The 18,040-nt window shown below is 76.2% G+C and carries 8 protein-coding genes; all 8 read left to right on the forward strand.

The features are described from left to right. Positions 1-2,499: a hypothetical protein gene (locus IF19_RS0128820; protein ID WP_030276642.1), complete on the forward strand. Its 2,499-nt coding sequence runs from the start codon at positions 1-3 to the stop codon at positions 2,497-2,499. Beyond that, on the forward strand, positions 2,492-3,766 hold the full coding sequence (locus tag IF19_RS0128825; protein WP_030276644.1) for a hypothetical protein: 1,275 nt from the start codon (positions 2,492-2,494) through the stop codon (positions 3,764-3,766). The genes IF19_RS0128820 and IF19_RS0128825 overlap by 8 nt, the downstream gene beginning before the upstream one ends. Continuing rightward, positions 3,763-4,311, forward strand: coding sequence for a Pycsar system effector family protein (locus IF19_RS0128830; RefSeq protein ID WP_030117245.1), 549 nt, complete (start codon positions 3,763-3,765; stop codon positions 4,309-4,311). Before IF19_RS0128825 ends, IF19_RS0128830 begins: the two co-directional genes overlap by 4 nt. A gap of 117 nt (positions 4,312-4,428) precedes the next feature. Continuing rightward, positions 4,429-6,690: a choice-of-anchor X domain-containing protein gene (locus tag IF19_RS0128835; protein WP_030117244.1), complete on the forward strand. Its 2,262-nt coding sequence runs from the start codon at positions 4,429-4,431 to the stop codon at positions 6,688-6,690. A gap of 124 nt (positions 6,691-6,814) precedes the next feature. Beyond that, a complete protein-coding gene (locus tag IF19_RS0128840) occupies positions 6,815-10,684 on the forward strand; it encodes a tubulin-like doman-containing protein (RefSeq protein WP_078580722.1) in 3,870 nt (1,289 codons plus the stop codon). Continuing rightward, positions 10,681-13,587: a hypothetical protein gene (locus tag IF19_RS0128845; protein WP_030276646.1), complete on the forward strand. Its 2,907-nt coding sequence runs from the start codon at positions 10,681-10,683 to the stop codon at positions 13,585-13,587. Before IF19_RS0128840 ends, IF19_RS0128845 begins: the two co-directional genes overlap by 4 nt. After that, positions 13,584-15,653, forward strand: coding sequence for a hypothetical protein (locus tag IF19_RS0128850; protein ID WP_234313269.1), 2,070 nt, complete (start codon positions 13,584-13,586; stop codon positions 15,651-15,653). The genes IF19_RS0128845 and IF19_RS0128850 overlap by 4 nt, the downstream gene beginning before the upstream one ends. A 209-nt stretch (positions 15,654-15,862) precedes the next feature. Continuing rightward, a partial coding sequence (locus tag IF19_RS1000000137475; protein WP_136975155.1) for a chromosomal replication initiator protein DnaA occupies positions 15,863-18,040 on the forward strand: 2,178 nt, incomplete at its 3' end.

Consider the following 18,040-nt stretch of genomic DNA (forward strand, 5'->3'; position numbering starts at 1 on the left):
ATGACCGACGAAGCAGTGGCCGACCGCCCGGCCGACGTCCCCCCGCGGCGCGGCGGAGGCCGGGCCGCGGACGGGTCGGGCCCGGGGGGCGGGCGCGGACCCGCCGGCGCGGCCGACGCACCGGGCGCGGGCGGATCCGAAGACGCCGGCGGCTCCGGCGGCCCCGCCGACGACGAGGCCGCCGAGCGGGAGAAGGAACGCGAGCGCGCCGCGGACCGGTTCAAGGACCTGACCCGCGACCCGCTCGCCCAGGAAGAGGGCGAGGAGGAGCCGACCGACCTCGCCGCCGCCACCCGCGCCCGGCGGTCCGGGCAGAGTCTCTTCAGCGGCCGGGACCTGACCAGTTTCGACCGCTCCCACATCGGCCACGCCCACATCGGCGACCTCAACATCTCGCTGGACGCCCGGCGTTCGGGCCCCCTGCGCGGCGGCCCGGTCCCCCGGGAGGAGCTGCGGCGGCTGCGCCGGACCCACATCGAGCCGGAGGGGTACGTACGGCTGCGCCGGGCGCTGGCCGCACGCCGGCTGCTGGTCCTCGGCGGGGCCCCCGGCACCGGCCGCACCTGCACCGCGCTGGCCCTCCTGGAGGAGGTCACCCGCGACGGCGAGGGCGCGGGCGACGCGGAGCGGGTCCGCCGCGTCGCCCCGGAGGAGGGCGTGGGCGAGCTGGCCCGCGAGGTGGTCGGCGGGGAGGGCGGCCACCGGCGCGGCACCGGATACCTGCTGAAGCCCGCCCCGGGCCGGCCCGGGGAGCTGCCGCCCGACGGCATGGACCTGGACCAGCTGGCGTCGGCGCTCGCCGAGCAGGGCTCGTACGCGGTGCTCGTCGTCAGCGTCGGCTCGGCGGCCAACCCGCTGCTGGCCGGGCGCTACGGGCAGCTCTGCCCGCCCGCCCCCACCCGTGAACTGGTCGACGTCCGGCTGCGCGAGCGGCTGGAGGAGGAACACGGCGACCAGGACGCGGACGGGGCCGGCGGGCCGCTCGCCGGGCTGCTGGAGCGGGCGGCGCGGCTCCGCGCGGACCCCGAGGTGACGGAGGCGGTGGGGCTCGACGACCTGCGCCCCGCCGAGGCCGAGCTGTTCGCCTCGCTGCTGGCCGGGCATCTGCTCGGCACGCTCGGCCGCGAGGAGCTGCTGGCCGGGTGCCGGGGGCTCGCGGCCGTGCAGGCGTACGCGTGGTTCGCCGGGGTGGACCGGGCGCTCGCCGCCCCGCCGCCCGGTGACGACCGGACGCCGGTGCGCTCCGGGACCGCCGCCCTGTTCCACCCGGTGGCGTTCCGGATCGCGCTCGCGGTGCTCGGCGGGGCGTCGTACGGCGCGGTCTCGGCCGCCGCCCACCTGCTGACCTGGGAGCTGTCCGTACAGAGCGATCCGGACAGCACGCCGGCGCGGCCCCTGTTCTGCGACGACCCGGAGGCCGATCTGGCGCTCTCGCGGGCCCGGTCGGCGACGGGCGCGGTGGACGTGGCGGGCGTCGAGGTGACCGGGCGGCTGGTCTTCTACCGGGGCGGCGCGCTGCCCGCCGCCGTGCTGGCGGAGCTGTGGGACCGGCACTTCCCGGTCCGCGCCCCGGTCGTGCGCTGGCTGCGGCTCCTCGCCGACGACCCCCGGCCGCAGGTGTCGATGCGGGCCGCGGTGGCCGCCGGGGAGCTGTCCGTACGGGACTTCGAGCACGGGTACGCGGAGCTGGTCCGGCCGCTGGCCGACGCGCCCACGCCCCGCCGCCGGATGTTCGCCGCGGCCGCCCTGGACCAGGCGGCCGGGCACGCCTCGCACCGGAAGGCGGTACGCAAGGTGGTCGACGACTGGTCCAGGTTCGGTACGCCGTCCCTGCGCTGGACGGCCGCCATGGCGCTCGGCTACGGGAGGTCCGCCGACTCGATGGACGACACCCTGGACGCGCTGGCCCGGATCGGGATCCACGACGACGGGAAGCAGGCCGCCGTGGCCTCGCAGAACGTGGTGCGGCTGCTGACGCACCCCGAGAGCGCCGCGGTGCTGCGCCGGCTGGCCGAGTGGACGGCGCACCGCGCCGAGGAGTACCAGGACCTCGCCCTGGTGACCATCGTCCGGCTGGCCCTGACCGATGTGGACGAGGTCCTGGACGACGAGCCGGGCACCCCGCTGGGCGACCGGGGGGACTGGCCGCTGCTGGTCGCGCTGGCCGCGACCCGGCCCGAACTGACCGGGCGGCTCGCCGACCTGTTCTGGACCGCGCTCAACACCACCCGTTCCCGGGACGTGGCGTTCGACGCCCTGGAGACCCTGCTGCGGTCCGCCTTCCGCAAGGACGGCCGCCCGTGGACGCGGGAGGGGCTGGCGGCGCTGCTGCCGGCCCTGGTCGCCGAGGAGCACGACCGGCGGCGGCTGGACTGGCTGCTGCGCCGAATGATGAGGGATCAGGACCGGCCGCTCCCCGAGGAGCAGGCCCGCGCCCTGTGGAGGCTCGCCGTGCCCGCGGGGCAGCGGCGGTCCGACGAGGAGGAGAACCATGGCTGAGGACAACGGCGCGGAGGGGAACGGGATGTCGGCGCCCGCCGGCCCGTTCCTTCGGGAGTACGAGCCGACCGGTCCGGTCCGCCGGAGCGGTGCGCGCACCACCTCGGTGCTGTTCTACCGGCGGGGCTACAGCGTGGCCGGGGTCACCGGCGTCGAGCACTACGGCAAACCGCCCATGGCCCGTCCGCACACCGTCTGCGAGATCGCCACCGGCACCTTCGTCACCACCCTGCGGATGGAGCTGCCCGCCGCCGGCGGGGCGACCTTCTTCAAGGCCGAGGTGGACATCCAATGGACCGTGGAGGACCCCCACCGGGTCGCGGTCGAGGTGGTCACCGACATCGCCCAGCGGCTCACCGCGCCGACGCTGGAGCGGCTGCGGCAGATCTCCGCCCAGTTCCCGGTCCACCAGGCCGAGGAGGCCAACTCCGCCATCACGCAGCAGTGTTCGTGGGGCCGGTGGGACGACCTCGGCACCGATCTGGGGCTGCGGGTGCGGCTGTACGTACGGCTGCGGGTGGACGACCACACGATCACCCACACGACCAGCGTCAGGCTCCACCAGGGAGCCTCCGAGCTCACCCGGATGCGCCAGGAGGAGTACCTGCGGATGCTCCGCGGCGGGGACCTGGAGCAGCTCAGCCACATGCTGGCGGCGAACCCCGGCGCGGCCAACGCCTTCCTGGAGAAGATCCGCCAGGAGGGCCGGCAGGACGAGAAGGAGCGCGTCGACCGGATGTTCTCCATGGTGGCCGACGGCCGGATCCACTCCGACGACGCGGAGGCTCAGGCGCTCGCCTACCTCAACAAGCAGCACCTCAGCATCCAGGGCCCCCTCGGCACCCGCACCGCCCACCGCGCCCCGCGGGAGCTGGAGCCCGCCCGCCAGGAGCCGTTCGAGCCCGACTGGATGGCGGACGAGCCCCCGGTACGCGGGCCCCGGACGCCCGAGCGGGATCGCGGCCCCGAGCAGGATCGCGGCCCCGAGCGCGATCGCGGCCCCCGGCGGGATCAGGGGCTCGGCCGCGACCACGCCGCCGACCGGGACGACGGGCCCGGCCGGAACTACGGGCCCGGCCAGGACTTCGAGCCCGAGCGGGACTACGGGTCCGATCAGGACTTCGAGCCCGAGCGGGACTACGGGTCCGATCGGGACCGTGCCGCCGGCCGCGGTTACGGGTCCGAGCGGGGCGCCCGCCCCGAGCCGCCCGCGCCGCGCTCCCGGGCGCGGGACGACGGGTGGGGCTGGGCGGAGGACGACGGATGAGCGCCGACAGCGGCACACGGACTTCCCCCGCCCCGACCGCGCCGGTGCCGGACGGGGGTCAGCACGGGCCGGACAGGGCGGGGGAACGCATCGCGGAACGGCTCCTGGTCACGGTCCGGGAGGATCTGGGCCGGGCCGACTCCAAGGCCGCCGTCCTGCTCTCGGGAGCGCTCGCGCTGCCCGCGTTCCTCATCGGGCGGCACGGCTCCCCCGACTGGCGGGGCCCCGGCGATCTGGCGCTCGTCGCCGCGGGACTGCTGTGGGTGGTCGCGGTGACCGCCCTGGTCCGGGCGCTCCTGCCGCGTACGGACACGGTCCGCGACCGGGAAGGGGTCACCTACTTCGGGGACCTGCTGGCCCCGTTCGACCACGACGTGCTGACCGCCCGCGTCCACGAGGCCGGGCGCGATCCGGTCGGCTGGCTCCTCGTCCAGGCGGTGGACGTCAGCGCCATCCTCTCCGCCAAGTACCGGGCGATCCGCTGGGCGGTCGCCACCCTCGCCCCGTCGGCCGCGCTGGCGCTCGCCTGGAGCCTCGCCGGCTGACCCTCCCGCCCGGGTGCGCCCCGTCCAGAGACGCACCACCGATGACTACGCACAGTGATCATCTCAGTACGCCACGGCACCACGCAGACATGGAAACGACAGTAAAAGGGGACGGTCGTGCGAAATGACCGAACAAGAGGCCCGGCCGGCGCCGGCCGGGCAGGGCGGGCGGCACTGACCGTCCTGGCCGGTGCGGCCGTGCTCATCTCCCTGACGGCTCCGGCCGCCCCCGATCCCGAACCGGCCGCGGCCGCCGCGCCCGCCCACACCTCCGTCAACTACGCGGTGGCCGTCGACCAGTCCACCAGCCTCTCGGCCGAGGACATCGCCGCCGAGAAGGCCGCCGCCGCCCGCATCGCGCTCGGCGACGTCTCGGCCACCTCCCACATCAGCGTCTTCGGCTTCGCCGCCGCCGAGTCGGACGACCAGCGGGCGGTGGACCCCGTCTGCCCCCGCACCCGGCTGGACGCGGCGGGACGGGAGTCGGTCGGCGTCTGCGTGGAGAAGCTGCGCGGCCGCAAGGACGGCGAGGGCACCGGCACGGACTTCCCGAGCGCGATACGCCAGGGCGTGCACGAGCTCACCTCGGGCACCGACCCCGCGGTCCCCCGCGTGCTGTTCCTGCTCACCGACGGGTTCATGGACGTCACCGGCAGCCCGCAGTACGGAGGGAAGACGCACCGGAAGGCCGAAGGGGAGCGGCAGTTGGCGGCCGAGCTGAAGAAGGCCGCCGCCGCGAACGTACAGATCTGGCCGCTCGGCTTCGGGGACGCCCCGGACAAGGAGCAGCTCGACGCGATGGCCGCCGGCGGCTACCAGAAGGGCTGCGTCGACCTGCCGTCCGCCCGCCCCACCGCCACCAAGGTGTCCGGGGCGAAGGACTTCAAGCCGGTGCTGGAGCGTATCTTCGCCGCCGCGCACTGCCTGCGCTACCAGCCGGGGCCCAGCAAGCGGCCGCCCGCCACCCTGCCCGTCACCATCTCGCCCCTGGCGACCGTGGGCTCCATCGTCGTCGACAAGGGCACCCCCGAGGTCACCGTCACCTACACCGACCCGCTCGGCAACAAGGTGCCCACCACCGGCTCCTTCGAGGACTCCACGTTCGAACTCGCCGGCGGCGAGGGCACGGTGGAGGCGCTGAAGATCACCGATCCGGTGCCGGGGACGTGGAAGGTCGCCGTGAAGGCCCCCGAGGGGCACCGCTCGCTGCCGGTCGGGGTGAGCGTCCTGTGGCAGGGCGAGCTGCAGGGCTCCATCACCATGGACCCGCCGTCCCCGCAGGCCGGACAGAAGACGACCGTCACCATGCGGCTCCAGACCCGTGAGGGCTACCAGATCAAGGACCCGGCCGACTACGCCGGGCTCAAGGTCCGCAGCCGTCTCACCGGCGACGGGTTCACCCCGCTGCCGCTGCGGCTCACCGACGACGGGAAGGGGCCCGACCCCACCGCGAGCGACGGCTCGTTCAGCGGCACGGTCACCGTCCCGAAGGACGCCGACGGCGCGCTCAAGGTCATCGGCACCCTCACCGCCTCCGGGCTCAGCGCCGACACCCGCAGCGACGGCGGCCAGGTCTCCCCCGGGGCCCTGCCCGTCACCACCGCGCTCGGCCCGGTCCGCGGCGCCGGCCACCCCGGCGACACCGTCACCGCGAACCTCTCCGTCACCAACACCACGAACGCCCCGCACACCCTGCGGCTCTCGCTCGCCGACGTACGGCCGGGACTGCTCACCGTCCAGCCCGCCGAGATCACCGTGAAGCCCGGCGAGTCCACCACCCGCGAGGTCCGGATCGGCATCGGCGACGAGAAGGCGTTCGAGGGGCGGCTCGACGGCACGCTCGGCGTCGGCGGCGTCGTCACCGTCCAGGACGCCACCGACGGCGACCGCCCCCTCGTGCGCGCCCCGCTCTCCATCCAGGTCAGCCCGGCGCCCAGCGTCCTCGACCGGTACTGGTGGGCGCTGGTCGGCGCGGTCGCCCTGGTCGTCGTCGCCGTCCTGGCGGTGCTGGCCTGGCTGCGGCAGCGCCGCCGCCGCCGCGATCCGCACGGGCTGACGCTCCACCTGCTCTCCGAGGACGGCGAGGTGCTCTCCGTCCACCGGGCCGGCCACGGCCGGAAGCAGTGGTACGCGTTCGACATCGCCGAGGCGCACAGCAACCCGCGCATCGAGCGGCGCACCAGCGGCCGGTTCGCCGTGCAGCGCAGCCCCGAGGGCGGCGCGGTGCTGCGCGTCAACGGCCGCGGCCGGACCCGGCTCACCCCCACCGGGCAGGCCGAACTGACGGACCGGCTGCGCCTCGCCCTCGGCGAGGACTCCGTACGGCCCGACCCCGACCCCGACAGCACGACCGACGACGGCGACGGCGAGCACCTGTGAGGCCCGCGCCGCCCGCGACCCGGCGGGCGGCGCGGCAGCCCCCGCGGCCCCCCGGGCCGCGGATCCGTACGGCACCACCCATGGACCAACCGGCCGCACCCGGCCGGAAGCGGGAGGGAAACCCATGAAGATCTTCCAGCCGATGCTCTTCGTCGGCCTGGGCGGGACCGGCGGCCTCGTCGGCGCCGAGCTGGAACGCAGGCTGCGCGTGGACCTGTGCGGGCCCGACGGCACCGCCCTCCAGCACATCGGCGGCCTCGCCCCCTACCAACTGCCCGACTGCCTGCAGTTCGTGTACGCGGACTTCAGCGAGTCCGACCTCCAGCGGCTGCCCCAGTTCAACGTGGACCCCGCGCTGCGCGCCGCCTACGCCCGCACCTCGCGGGCCACCCACAACCTCCTGCCGAACTTCGACAGTTCGCCCGAGGTGACGCAGATGCTGCGGGCCAGCCTGCGCGACGAGGTCGCGAGCTGGCTGCCGCCCCGCGACGACGAACCGCGCGTCACCCCGCTCCACAACGGCGCGGGCCAGCTCCCCACCGTCGGCCGCGCCGCGCTCTTCGCGACCCTGCGCCACTCCCTCCAGCCGGTCCTGGAACCCCTCGTCCAGGCGATCGACGCGATCGCCAAGTCCGCGGGCGAGCTGAGCGAGCTGGGCGGCGGCCGGGTCACCGGCTGCGACGTCTTCGTCGCGTTCTCCGTCGCCGGGGGCACCGGCGCCGGGATCTTCCTGGACTACCTCCACCTGATCAACCAGGCTTTCAAGATGCGCCGCTTCAACGGCGTGAAGATCTACCCGCTGGTCGTCATGCCGTCCTCGTTCTCCGCCTCCACCGGCGGCGGACGCGAGGCCGAACTCAACGCCGCCCGCTCCCTGGTGGACCTCTTCCGGCTGGTCGACGGCCAGAACGCGCCGACCGCCGGCGCGGAGATCGGCGACCTCGACCAGGAGACCGGACTCGGCATCCGCTACCCGGGCGCCGTCCCGATCCGGCTGCGCACCGGCATCCTGCCGACCGCGTTCCTCTTCAGCCCGACCGCCGGCATCCGCCAGGACGACCTGCGGCGCTCGATCGTCTCGCTGGTGATGTCGCTGATCGGCACCGAGCTGGGGGACAGCCGGGCCCAGGGCCGGGCGATGGCGGGCGACGACGACTTCCAGACCTTCGCCGCGAGCTTCATCAACCGGGGCGTGCACCGCAGCGCCCTCTCCCCCACCGGCATCGGCCGCCAGGGCGTCTCCACCAGCCTGGTCGCCTCGATGACCGCGCCCATGGACGAGCTCGCCGACCTGGTGGCCGGCCGGCTGCTCCGGGTCGCCGTCAACGACCTGGTGGAACGGCCGCGCCTGCCGGCCAAGGACGAGAGGGTGGCGCTGATCCGCCGCCTGTTCGCCGACTCCCACCTCGAAGAGCTGTGGGAGCGCAAGCAGTTGCCCGTCGAGGACCCGCAGCCGCTGCCGCGCGGCGGCAAGGCGATCGAGGAGGCCCTCAACCAGCGGCTCGGGGACATGCGGCGGCTGCTCTCCGACCTCCAGGCGACCGCGCACCGCCAGGCCGCCGCGATGGCGGGCCGCTTCGCCCCGCGCCCGGCGATCGACAAGCTGCTCCGGACCACCGACCCGTTCCTCGCGGAACGGCTCGTGCGGGGCGTGGCCGACAGCGACGACGAGCTGACCCGCCTCGGCTTCCTCGGCATGCTGACCGCCCGCTCCCGCTCCCCGAAGCGGCCGGCGGGCGTCACGGACCAGCCGCCGAAGACGCCCCGCATCAAAGGCCGCATCGCCGGCATGTCCCCGGCCCGGTGGGGCGACGAGGACGTCCGGGCCGTGCTCCGCGCCCAGGACAACTGGTACCGCTGGCGCAGCCGTGCCGTGTGGCACGAGGCGTGGCGGGAGCAGCAGCAGCGCTGGCAGGCGCAGGCCGAACAGGCCGGCACGGACCTGGTCCGCCTGGTCGACGCCTTCCGGCAGCAGGCCGACCGGGAGGTCAAGTCCGCCCAGCAGAAGGGGCTGGAGCTGTACGCGGACCGCACCGGCATCTCCTACCTGCTGCCGCCGCAGCGCAGCCTCAACCACTTCTACGAGGACGTCGTCACCCGGCTGCTGCGGCGCGAGGAGCTGCGCGAGGGCGACGACGAGACGTCGCTGCTGCTGAAGCTGATCGACGGCGACACCTGGCAGCAGGTGCACGCGCGCAGCCACCGCAACCCCGACGGGGCGGTCGGCATGGTCAAGGCCCGGCTGGAGGGCCGCGTCACCCGGCTCTTCGCGGAGCGCGGAGCGCTGGTGGAGGAGCGGCGCCTGCTGCCCTCAATGAGCACCCTGCTGGCGGCCGCCGCCGGGGACGCCGAGGCCAGGGCCGAGGTCAGCAAGGAGGCGCTCGACCTGTTCAGCCGCAAGCTCACGGGGCTGCTGCCGGTCGGGTTCACCCCGGAGGGCACCGGGCCGCTGCGGGTCCTGGTCACCCACCCGAGGGTGCACGCGGCCGACGAGGTGCAGGAGTTCCTCGCCAAGGCGCTGCGCCTGCCGTCCGACGCGAAGAACTCCGTCGAGTACCGGGGGGTGGAGAGCGACTCGATCACCGTGGTCCTCTTCCGCAGCGAGATGAGCCTCACCCAGGTGCCCGAGGCCCGCAAGGTGCTGCGCCAGTGGGCCAGGGCCAAGGACGAGGAGCAGGCCCACGACGTCCTGCGCTGGCGCCAGCGCCTCGGCTTCGAGGACGACTGGATGGTCAGCAGCGCCGAGGACCGGCGCACGATCCTGCACCGGCTGCTGTGCTGCCTGTGGAACGGCCAGGTGGACGTGCTGGACGGGCAGACCGACTCGCCCGTCCGCGTACGGCTGCGGCTGTTCCCGGAGAAGGGCGCGGGCGTCCCCGGGGTGCGGCTGCGGCTCGGCGACTTCCCGGGCGGCATCTCGAGCTGGTCGGAGCTGCTGCGCTCCTACGAGCGGTGGACGGTCCTGGACGACGAGCGGACCGTGGAGGACTACTGCCGCAAGCTCATGGGGGCCCAGCCGCTGGGCCTGGCACGGGCCGGCAGCACCCCGGACCCGCTCTTCGTCGAGCTGGTCGAACGCATCGCCCCGCGCCAGCTGAAGCTGCTGGAGAAGCGCCGGAAGGAGGGCGGCCCCCGGGTGGACGGCTGGATCAGGCCGCTGTGGGAGTTCTGGGCGCAGACCCTCCCCGCCGCCCTGGACACGGAGTTCGGCGACAAGCAGGCGAGCCAGCCCACGCTGCGCACCCTGCTGGAGCACGCCCGGGGCGGCACTCCGGGGCCGCGCCCCGACCGCACCGGTCCGGAGCGGCGGCGTCCCGCGGCGGACGAGGAGGACTGGGGCACCTCGGCCCCGCCCGGCGACGACCGCCTCCGCGACGACACCGTGCCCGGCCCCCGCCCGGCATCGCACACGGCTCCGTACGAGCCGGCGGAGCGGTACGGCGGCGAGCCGCGCGCGGAGGGCCGGTACGGGGAACAGCCGCGTGCGCGGGACCCGTACGGGGAGCCGCAGCGCCCGGAAGTCCGGTACGGGGAGTCCGGGGGCGACGGCTCCCCCGACGACGGCCGGCGGAACGGGAGCACGGCCGGCGAGCGGCGCAACGGCACCGGCCCGGCCACCGATCCGTACGGGTTCGGCAGCGAGGACCGTCCCACCGCGCGCCGTCGGGACGCGGACCGCGCGAGCGACCGGTACGGCGACGAGGACGGGAACGGGGCCGCCGACAGTGCCGGCGACGGCGGCCGTGCCGGTGAGAGCGACGGCTGGGACAGCGACGGCTGGAGCGTCGACGGCTGGGGCGACGCCGACGCGGACGGAAGGGGAAGCACCGCGGGCCGCAGCGCCCACCGCGACGACGACACCGCCGGACGCTCCGCCTATCACCGCGACGACACCAGGCGCTCCGCCTACCGCGACGACGACACCGGACGCTCTGCCTACCGCGACGAGGACGCCGCCGGGCGCTCCTCCTTCCGGGACGGGGGCGCGCAGTGACGTCTCCCGAGGACACCCCCGCCGTCATCCGCGTCGACCTGCGCTCCGGGGCCGAGGAGCTGACCTCCGCGCGGGCCCTGCGCGACCGGGTCGCCGAGCAGCTCGGCCGCTCCGGGCTGCCGGAGCCGGAGTACCCGCTGTTCCTGGTCGTCGACACGCCCGCCGGGCTGACCGGCCACCAGCTCGCCTACGAACTCCTCACCGGCTACCGGGCGGTGGGCGAGACCCGCGTCCTGGTGCTGCTGGTGGGCAGCTCCCCCGGTTCGCCGCCCGGCGAGGAGGAGGCGTACCTCCCCGACCGCCGGCTGGTGCGCCCCACGACCCTGCGGGCCTCCTCGACCGGTCTGCTGTGGGCCGGTGACCTGCGCTCCGCGCGTACCGCCCTGGACCGGCCGGAGCCGGACGATCCGGCGGCGCTGGCCGTCCTGGTGGACCTGCTGTCGGTCCCGGACGTCTTCCTGCGGGTCCTGGACGACCTGCGGAAGCTGCCCGATGCCGTGGCCGCGCCGGGGGTCCGGCTGCTGGAGCAGGATCTCCCGGCGGAGGTGAGGGACCGGGCCTGGCGGGACGCGCTGAGCCGGTTCGCGGGCGAGGACGGGGGGTCCGGCGGACCGGCCGACACCACCCCCGACGCCCGGCTGCCGGAACCGCTGCGGGTCCTCGTGGCGGGCTCCGCCGACCGGCGGCGCGGCCACCGGCTTCCGGACGGCGAGGCCCACCGCGCCCATCGGGCGTGCGCGGAGTCCCTGGAGCGGGCGGACGAGGACCTGGACGCGCTGCGCGCCTTCCCGGGGCTGCTGCACCAAAGCCGGCGCACGGCCGTGGAGGAGGATCTGCGCCAGGCCCGGGAGAGCCTGGACGCCTACCGCGACCTCGTGGAACGGGCGTTGCGCAGCGGCGGCGGCGCGACCGCGCCCACCGCCGAGGCCACCGCCCGGCTCGGCGCGCTCGGGCTGCGGGTGCCGCCGGCCGACAGCGCGGGAGAACGCGTCGGGGAGGGGCTGCGCGATCTGGCCGGCACTCTCCTCGGCGACGGGCTCGCCCTGCGGTCGGTGGCCCAGGAGTTCACCGCGCTGGCCGGGCGGGTGGAGCCGGTGCCGGGCACCGCGCTGCTGCACCGGCTCGCGGACCACTCCGAGGAGGCGGTGAACCGCCGCTCCGCGACCGAGTACGCGGCCCCCGCCCGCACCTCGGGCGCCACGCTGCTCCTCGCGGGCGCGGCGGGGCTGCTCGGCGGGCTGTGGCCGTGGCCCGCCCTGCTGACGGCCCTGCTCGTGCCGGTGCTGTTCGCGGCCGTCGCGATGCGGGGCGCACGCCGGCTGCGCTCCGGCCGGCGGACCGCCCGGTGGCCCCTCGGCCCCCGGGTCGCCGCCGTCGCCGGGGCGGTGGCCGGGGCTGCGGTCGGCTACGTCACCGCCCCGCCGCTCTGGCTCGGCGGGTCCGCGCTGCTGATCGGTCTCGGGCTCGCCGCCGAGGCGGTCCGCAGGCTCTGGCGGGACGCCGCCGACGCCTGGGCCGAGGGGCGCGGCACGCGCGCGCTGCGCACCGCCTTGGACGGGCTCGACGCGCTGCTGGCGGAGCTGGTCCAGGAACACTGGGCGGCCGAGGAGCGGCTGTACTGCGCCGACGCCGCCCGGTCGGTGGCCGGGATGCTGCGGGCCACCGCGAACGCCGCCGAGGCCCAGGCCGCCCCGGGGTCCGCCGGACCGGTCGGGCCGGTCGGCACGGCGGACCCGGCCTGCCCGGACCGACCGGGCGGACCGCGCGGCTCCGATGCGTACGCGGACGAGGACTGGCTCTCCGCGCCCCTCGCACCGGCGGACGCCGGGCCCGGCACGGCGGCCGGGGACGCGGACGACGGCGACTGGGCCGCCGCCTACGCCTGGGACGGCGACCGGGACGGGCCCTCGGGCGAGAGCCGGGACCGGTACGAGGAGCCGTACGGAACGGCGGACGACGACCTGGCGTACGGCGGGAGCGACCGCGACCGGGACGAGGACGAGCGGGTCGCGGAACGGTACGACGGACCGTACGGGAAGGAGCCGTACGGGGACGAGCCGTACGGGGACAGCTCCGCGCGCGGGAACGGCCGTACAGGCGAGGCGTACAGCCGTAGCGGCGAGGCGTACGGGGACGGGCCCGGCGACGACGGCTTCGGGGACCTGTACGACGCCCCGGCCCCCTCGCCCCGCGCCCCCGGCGACACCGCCTGGGAGAACGCCGGGTCCGGCCGCGCCCCGCGCTGGCTCGACCGGGAGATCGGCGAGGGCGGACCGGAGCTGGTCGCCACCCTCGCCGGGGACCTCCGCAGGACCGCGATGGCGGCCATGGCACCGTACTGGGGCGCCGTCGAACGCGGTCAGGCCGGGGCGCTCGCCGTCTCCCGGACCGAACAGCGGGTCCGCGAGCTGCTGTCGGCGGCCCGCCACCACCTGGCGCGGTACGGGGTGCTGGCCCCGCCGCCGTACCCGGCCGACCACCGGGCCCGCGCCACGGCCGCCGGTCTGCTGGGCACCGATTCGGCCCGGGTCGCCGAACTGGTGGCCCGGGAGGCGGACCGGGGGACCGTCGTCCAGCTGTCCTCGCCGGAGCAGGGGTCCCTCCTCAGCCGGAACCCGGGGGACGCCCGGTGGATCCGGTTCGCCCCGGCGACCCTGCGGCCCGAGATCGAGACGGCCTGGCGCAAGGGCGCATCGCCGCAGCCGGCGGAGGCGCTGTGGACCTCCTCCGGGCGGTACGCGGGGCTGATCCGGCTCGTTCCGCTGCGCGAGGGCGTCGTCGACACGGTGCTGCCCCGGCAGCCGGGCGACGGCGACGCACCCGCCCGCGCGCGGGTCGGCGGCCACGACGGCGCCGAACCCACCACCGTACGAGCCGAGTTCAGGGAGGACGACCGGTGGTGACCACCACACCGCCGGGCCGGCCGGAGTCGCCCGGGGCCCAGCACGCCCCGCTCGTCTTCACCGACCCCGGCGGACGGCAGCACAGCGCACCGGCCCGCTTCGGACCGCCCGCGCACCGCGACGCCGCCCTGCCGCTGCGCGCCCGCAGGGTCCTGCTGGGCCGGCGGGAGGTGCAGTGCGTCCAGGTCTTCCTGTCCCGGGCCGACGCCGCCCACCCGGCGGCCCGCGCCCTGCTGGACACCGAGGCGGGCACCGCGCTGCACCTCGCCCGCGCGCTGGAGGGCACCCCGTATCCGTACCTGTTCCCCTCCGTCCTCGGCTACGAGCTGGACGCCCCCGAGCCGTTCCTGCTGTACGCCGCCCCGCGCGGCGTCCCCGTGGGGCGCACCCAGGTGACCTCCGCGGCGGACCACCGGGTCTTCGCCCGGGACCTGGCGCTGGCCCTGTGCCTGCTGGACGGCGAGGGACTCGTACCGCGCGGGGTCTCTCCCGCGACGGTCCACTGGGACGGAACAGCTCTACAGCTGTGGGGGCTTGAGGGGACCGCCCGCGTCGGGCGGCCCCGGTCGCCCTGGGGCCGGGCCCCGTACTGCTCGCCCGAGCAGCGCCGGGGCGAGGGGCACGTGGACGCCCGGGACGCGGTGTGGAGCGCGGCCCAGGTGCTCTACCAGGTGGTGACCGGCCGTGCCGGGCCCGCCGACCGGGCCCCGGAGGACCTGGCCCGGCACCGGGCGCTCGCCGGGGCGCTGCCGCGCGCGTTCGCCCCGGCGGCGGCCGGACGGCCCACCCCCGCGGCCCTGTTGGAGCTGCTGGCCCCGGAGGACGCCCGGCGGCTGCTGCCCGTCGCGGCGGGGGCGGCCCGCACCCGCCACGAGGCGTTCGACCGGACGCTGGAGGCGAAACGACGCGCCTCCGCACCGCTCGCCGGGGACCCGGCGAGCGGTGCGGCCGGGGCGGCCGGGGCGGCCGGGGCCGAGGCGGCTCCCGGGGACGTGCTCTGCCCGTACTGCCTGGAGGAGATCCGGCTCGACCTGTCCCACCTGTATGTGACGGACGACCGGAACCAGTACCAGCCACTGGACCTCTCCGGCATCACCAACCCGGTACGGCGCGACGACGCCATGCGGGCGGCGGTGCAGCGGTGCGCGGCCGACCCGGACTTCCCCGACCACTACATCCCGGTGCCGTACCTCACCCACGGCCGTCCGCTGACGGTCGCGATGATCGGCCAGTCGAGCGCCGGGAAGAGCCATCTGCTGACCCAGATGATCGCCGAGATCACCGACGGCGGCCTCAGGCGTTACGGGGTGGACTGGCAGTCCGTCAATCCGGAACAGCACGCCCGGTTCGCACGGGAACGGGTCCAGCCGCTGCGCAGCGGCAAGGTGCTGGCCCACACGGGCAGCGTCCACGAATTCGCCCAGTTCGTCGAGTCGCTGCTGCTCACCGACGCGCACGGCCGGGTCCGCCCGGTCGCCTTCTTCGACCTCGGCGGCGAGGACCTCGTCCGCACGGACGAGGTGCTGCGGTTCCTGCTGGGCGTGGACGCCCTGGTCTTCGTCGTGGACCCGGTGCTCGCCCTGCCGCTGCCTCAACTCGATTCTCTTCGAGCCGACTTGGAGGTCGAGGTGGACCGGGACGGCGACACGGCGTTCGGCACGGTGCTCGACCGGCTGCCGCGCAAGGGCCCCTATCTGGAGACTCCGGCGGTCATGGTGCTCGGCAAGGCCGACCTGCTCCGCTTCCAGCCGCCCGTGGACCGGTGGCTGGAGGAGGGTCCGGCCGCCGCGATCGGCCCGGACCAGTTCCTGGCGGAGAGCGCGGACGTCCACGCGCTGCTGCACCGGCACGCGGGGCAGGCGTGGCTGCGCCCCTTCGACGCGTTCCGCCGGTGCACCCTGCACGTCGCGTCGGCCACCGGCGGGCGGGAGAGCGGGGGCCGCTATCCGGCGGGCGCACGACCGCGCCGGGTGCTGGAACCCCTGGTGTCGCTGCTGGCGATGCACGGGATCATCGAGGCGCCCGGGGGCGCCGCATCATTCGGCGTGGGAAGGGAAGCGCAGTGAACGACGCCCTCGACGGACACCCGGAGAGAGACCGGGGGGATGGAAGCGGCCGGACCGGCCGGGCCGAGTACGGGGACCTGGGCCGGCGCCGGGACCGGACGGACCGGGGCGAGCGGGACGAGCGCGGGAACCGGACGGAGCGGGACGGCCGGGACGAGCGCAGTGACCGAAGCCTGCACAGGGACTGGGACGAGCGCAGTGACCGAAGCATGCGCAGAGACCGGGACGAGCGCGGGGACCGGGCCGACCGGGATGACCAGGCGCGCCGGGGCGATCCGGTGTCCCGGTCCGCCCGCATGAACCGCGCGGACGGGGCCGGGCGGCTGGACCAGGTGGTCTTCCGCTGGGACGGCAACCGGGGCCGTGCCAGTTCGGGCATGGCGGCGGTCGCGTACTCCTGCTCGGCCGAGAGCGCGGACGCCCTCTGCCGTGAGCTGGGCCCGCTGCTCTGGGTGCCGGACTCCGGCGCGGCGCCCCGCCCGAGCAGCGTCCGCGTCGTCCCCCGGGGCGGAGCGGCCGTCCTCCTCCAGCGGTGGCCCACCCTGGACCGGGGCGGCCGGCCCAGCAGCGCCTGCCACGCGGTGATCGGCAACGCGGAACTGCTGACGCCCCGGCTGTGCCTGGGGCTCGGCGGCAGCGCCTGGAGCGACTCCGCCGTCACCGAGACCGCGACCGGGGAGCTGGCGCCGCCGGACGCGGACCGGCTGCGGGCGGCGTCGAAGGACCAGTTGGACACGATGACCGCCAGACTCGCCACGGTCCAAGAGCCGTTGACGGTGGCGGTGGCGGAGTTGCTCCGGAACCCCTCGCGGCGGCTCTCGCTCCTCGCGCGGGAGGACGAACTGCCCGGCTGGCCGCGCCGGAACAGCGCCCCCCTGCTCTATCTGGGGCTGCTCGCGGTGTTCGGCGACTGGATCGAGACGCCGTGGAGCTACGCCACGTACGACACGGTGGACACCCATCCGCTGCTGCTGACCTGCGTGCCCGAGTGGACGTCCCAGGCGGCGGGCGCCGGCTCGCCGGCCCGCGTCCGGCTGCGCCCGCCCACCGAGCGGGACGTCGAGTCGGCGGCGGCGGAGGAACTGGTCGCGTACGTGCTCGCCCGGCCGGGCGACACCCCGGGGGTGCCGCATCTGAGAGGAGAGCTGCGTTCCGGGGCCCGCATGCGCCCCGAGGAGCGGCGCGAGGCCCTGCGCCGCATGCTGCGGAACGCCCGGCAGGCCCCGCCCCCGCGCCCGGCCCTCACCAGGGGCCAGGAGCCGGACGGGCGGTACGGGCGCCGTGCGGAGGACCGGCCGGAGGGCGGCCGCCACGGACGCCGTGAGGACGACCGGCGTGTACCGCCCCCGCAGACGGACCGGCGGCCCTCGACGCCGTACGAGGACCGCCCGGCCCCGACCCCGTCACCGTACGCAGACCGCCAGACCCCGCCGACCCCGTACGAGGACCGGCGTACCCCGGCCCCGCACGAGGACCGCCAGACCCCGGCCCCGCCGACCCCGCACGCGGACCGGCGTACCCCGGCCCCGCACGCGGACCGGCGCGCCCCGGCACCGTACGAGGACCGGCGGCCCTCGTACTCCCCCGCGGACCGGGAGGAGGAGTACGCCCGCGAACGCCGCCGTCTACGGCAGGAGTTGCAGGTGCACCAGAGCATCGACACCACGCAGACCGATCGGCTGGCCGCACGGCTGAGGAACCTTCCCGACGCCCACCTGCTCCCCCTGCTGCGCACCGACGAGCTGCCCCGCGTCTCCCGCGACCTCGTCCTCGACGAGCTGGCCGATCCCGATCGGAGGCGGTCCCGGGACGGCGCGACCGCCCGCGCGCTCTGCACCGAAGTCCTGCGGCACAACCTCTACTTCAGGCCCGCGCGCCGTGAACCGGACGATCCGTCGACCGCCGAGATGCGGGAGCGGTCGGCCGCCCTCTTCTCGTGGGCCGTCGCCCCGCTCGTCAGGGACCCGGACGGGCCCCCCGACCTCGGGCCCCTGTTCAACATCTTCGTACGGGGCGACCGCGCGGGCGGTGTGGAGTGGGTGCGCCGCACCCTGGTGGCGCCTCCGGGCGGGGTGGCCCCCGACCTGCCCCCGCAACTGTGGCAGCAGATCGTACGAGAGCTGATCGACACCCCCGCACCGGCGCCGCCGCCCGCACCTGCCCCGGCCCCGGCGTCGCTCCCGTCCACGCCTGCCCCGACCCCGGCACCTCCGTCCACCGCCGCCCCGGCAGCGGCACCGGCGGCGGCGCCCCCGCCCGAGCAGCGCCCCGCCGCCCCGGCCCCGCCTCCTTCGTCCGCGGTCTCCCCGCCCTCGCTCCCGCCGGAGTACCCGGCAGCCCCGGCCCCGGCCACCCCGTACGCCCCGCCACCCCCAGGAGCCCCGCAG

The organism is Streptomyces californicus, assembly GCF_000717645.1.
Taxonomy (GTDB): Bacteria; Actinomycetota; Actinomycetes; order Streptomycetales; family Streptomycetaceae; genus Streptomyces; species Streptomyces californicus.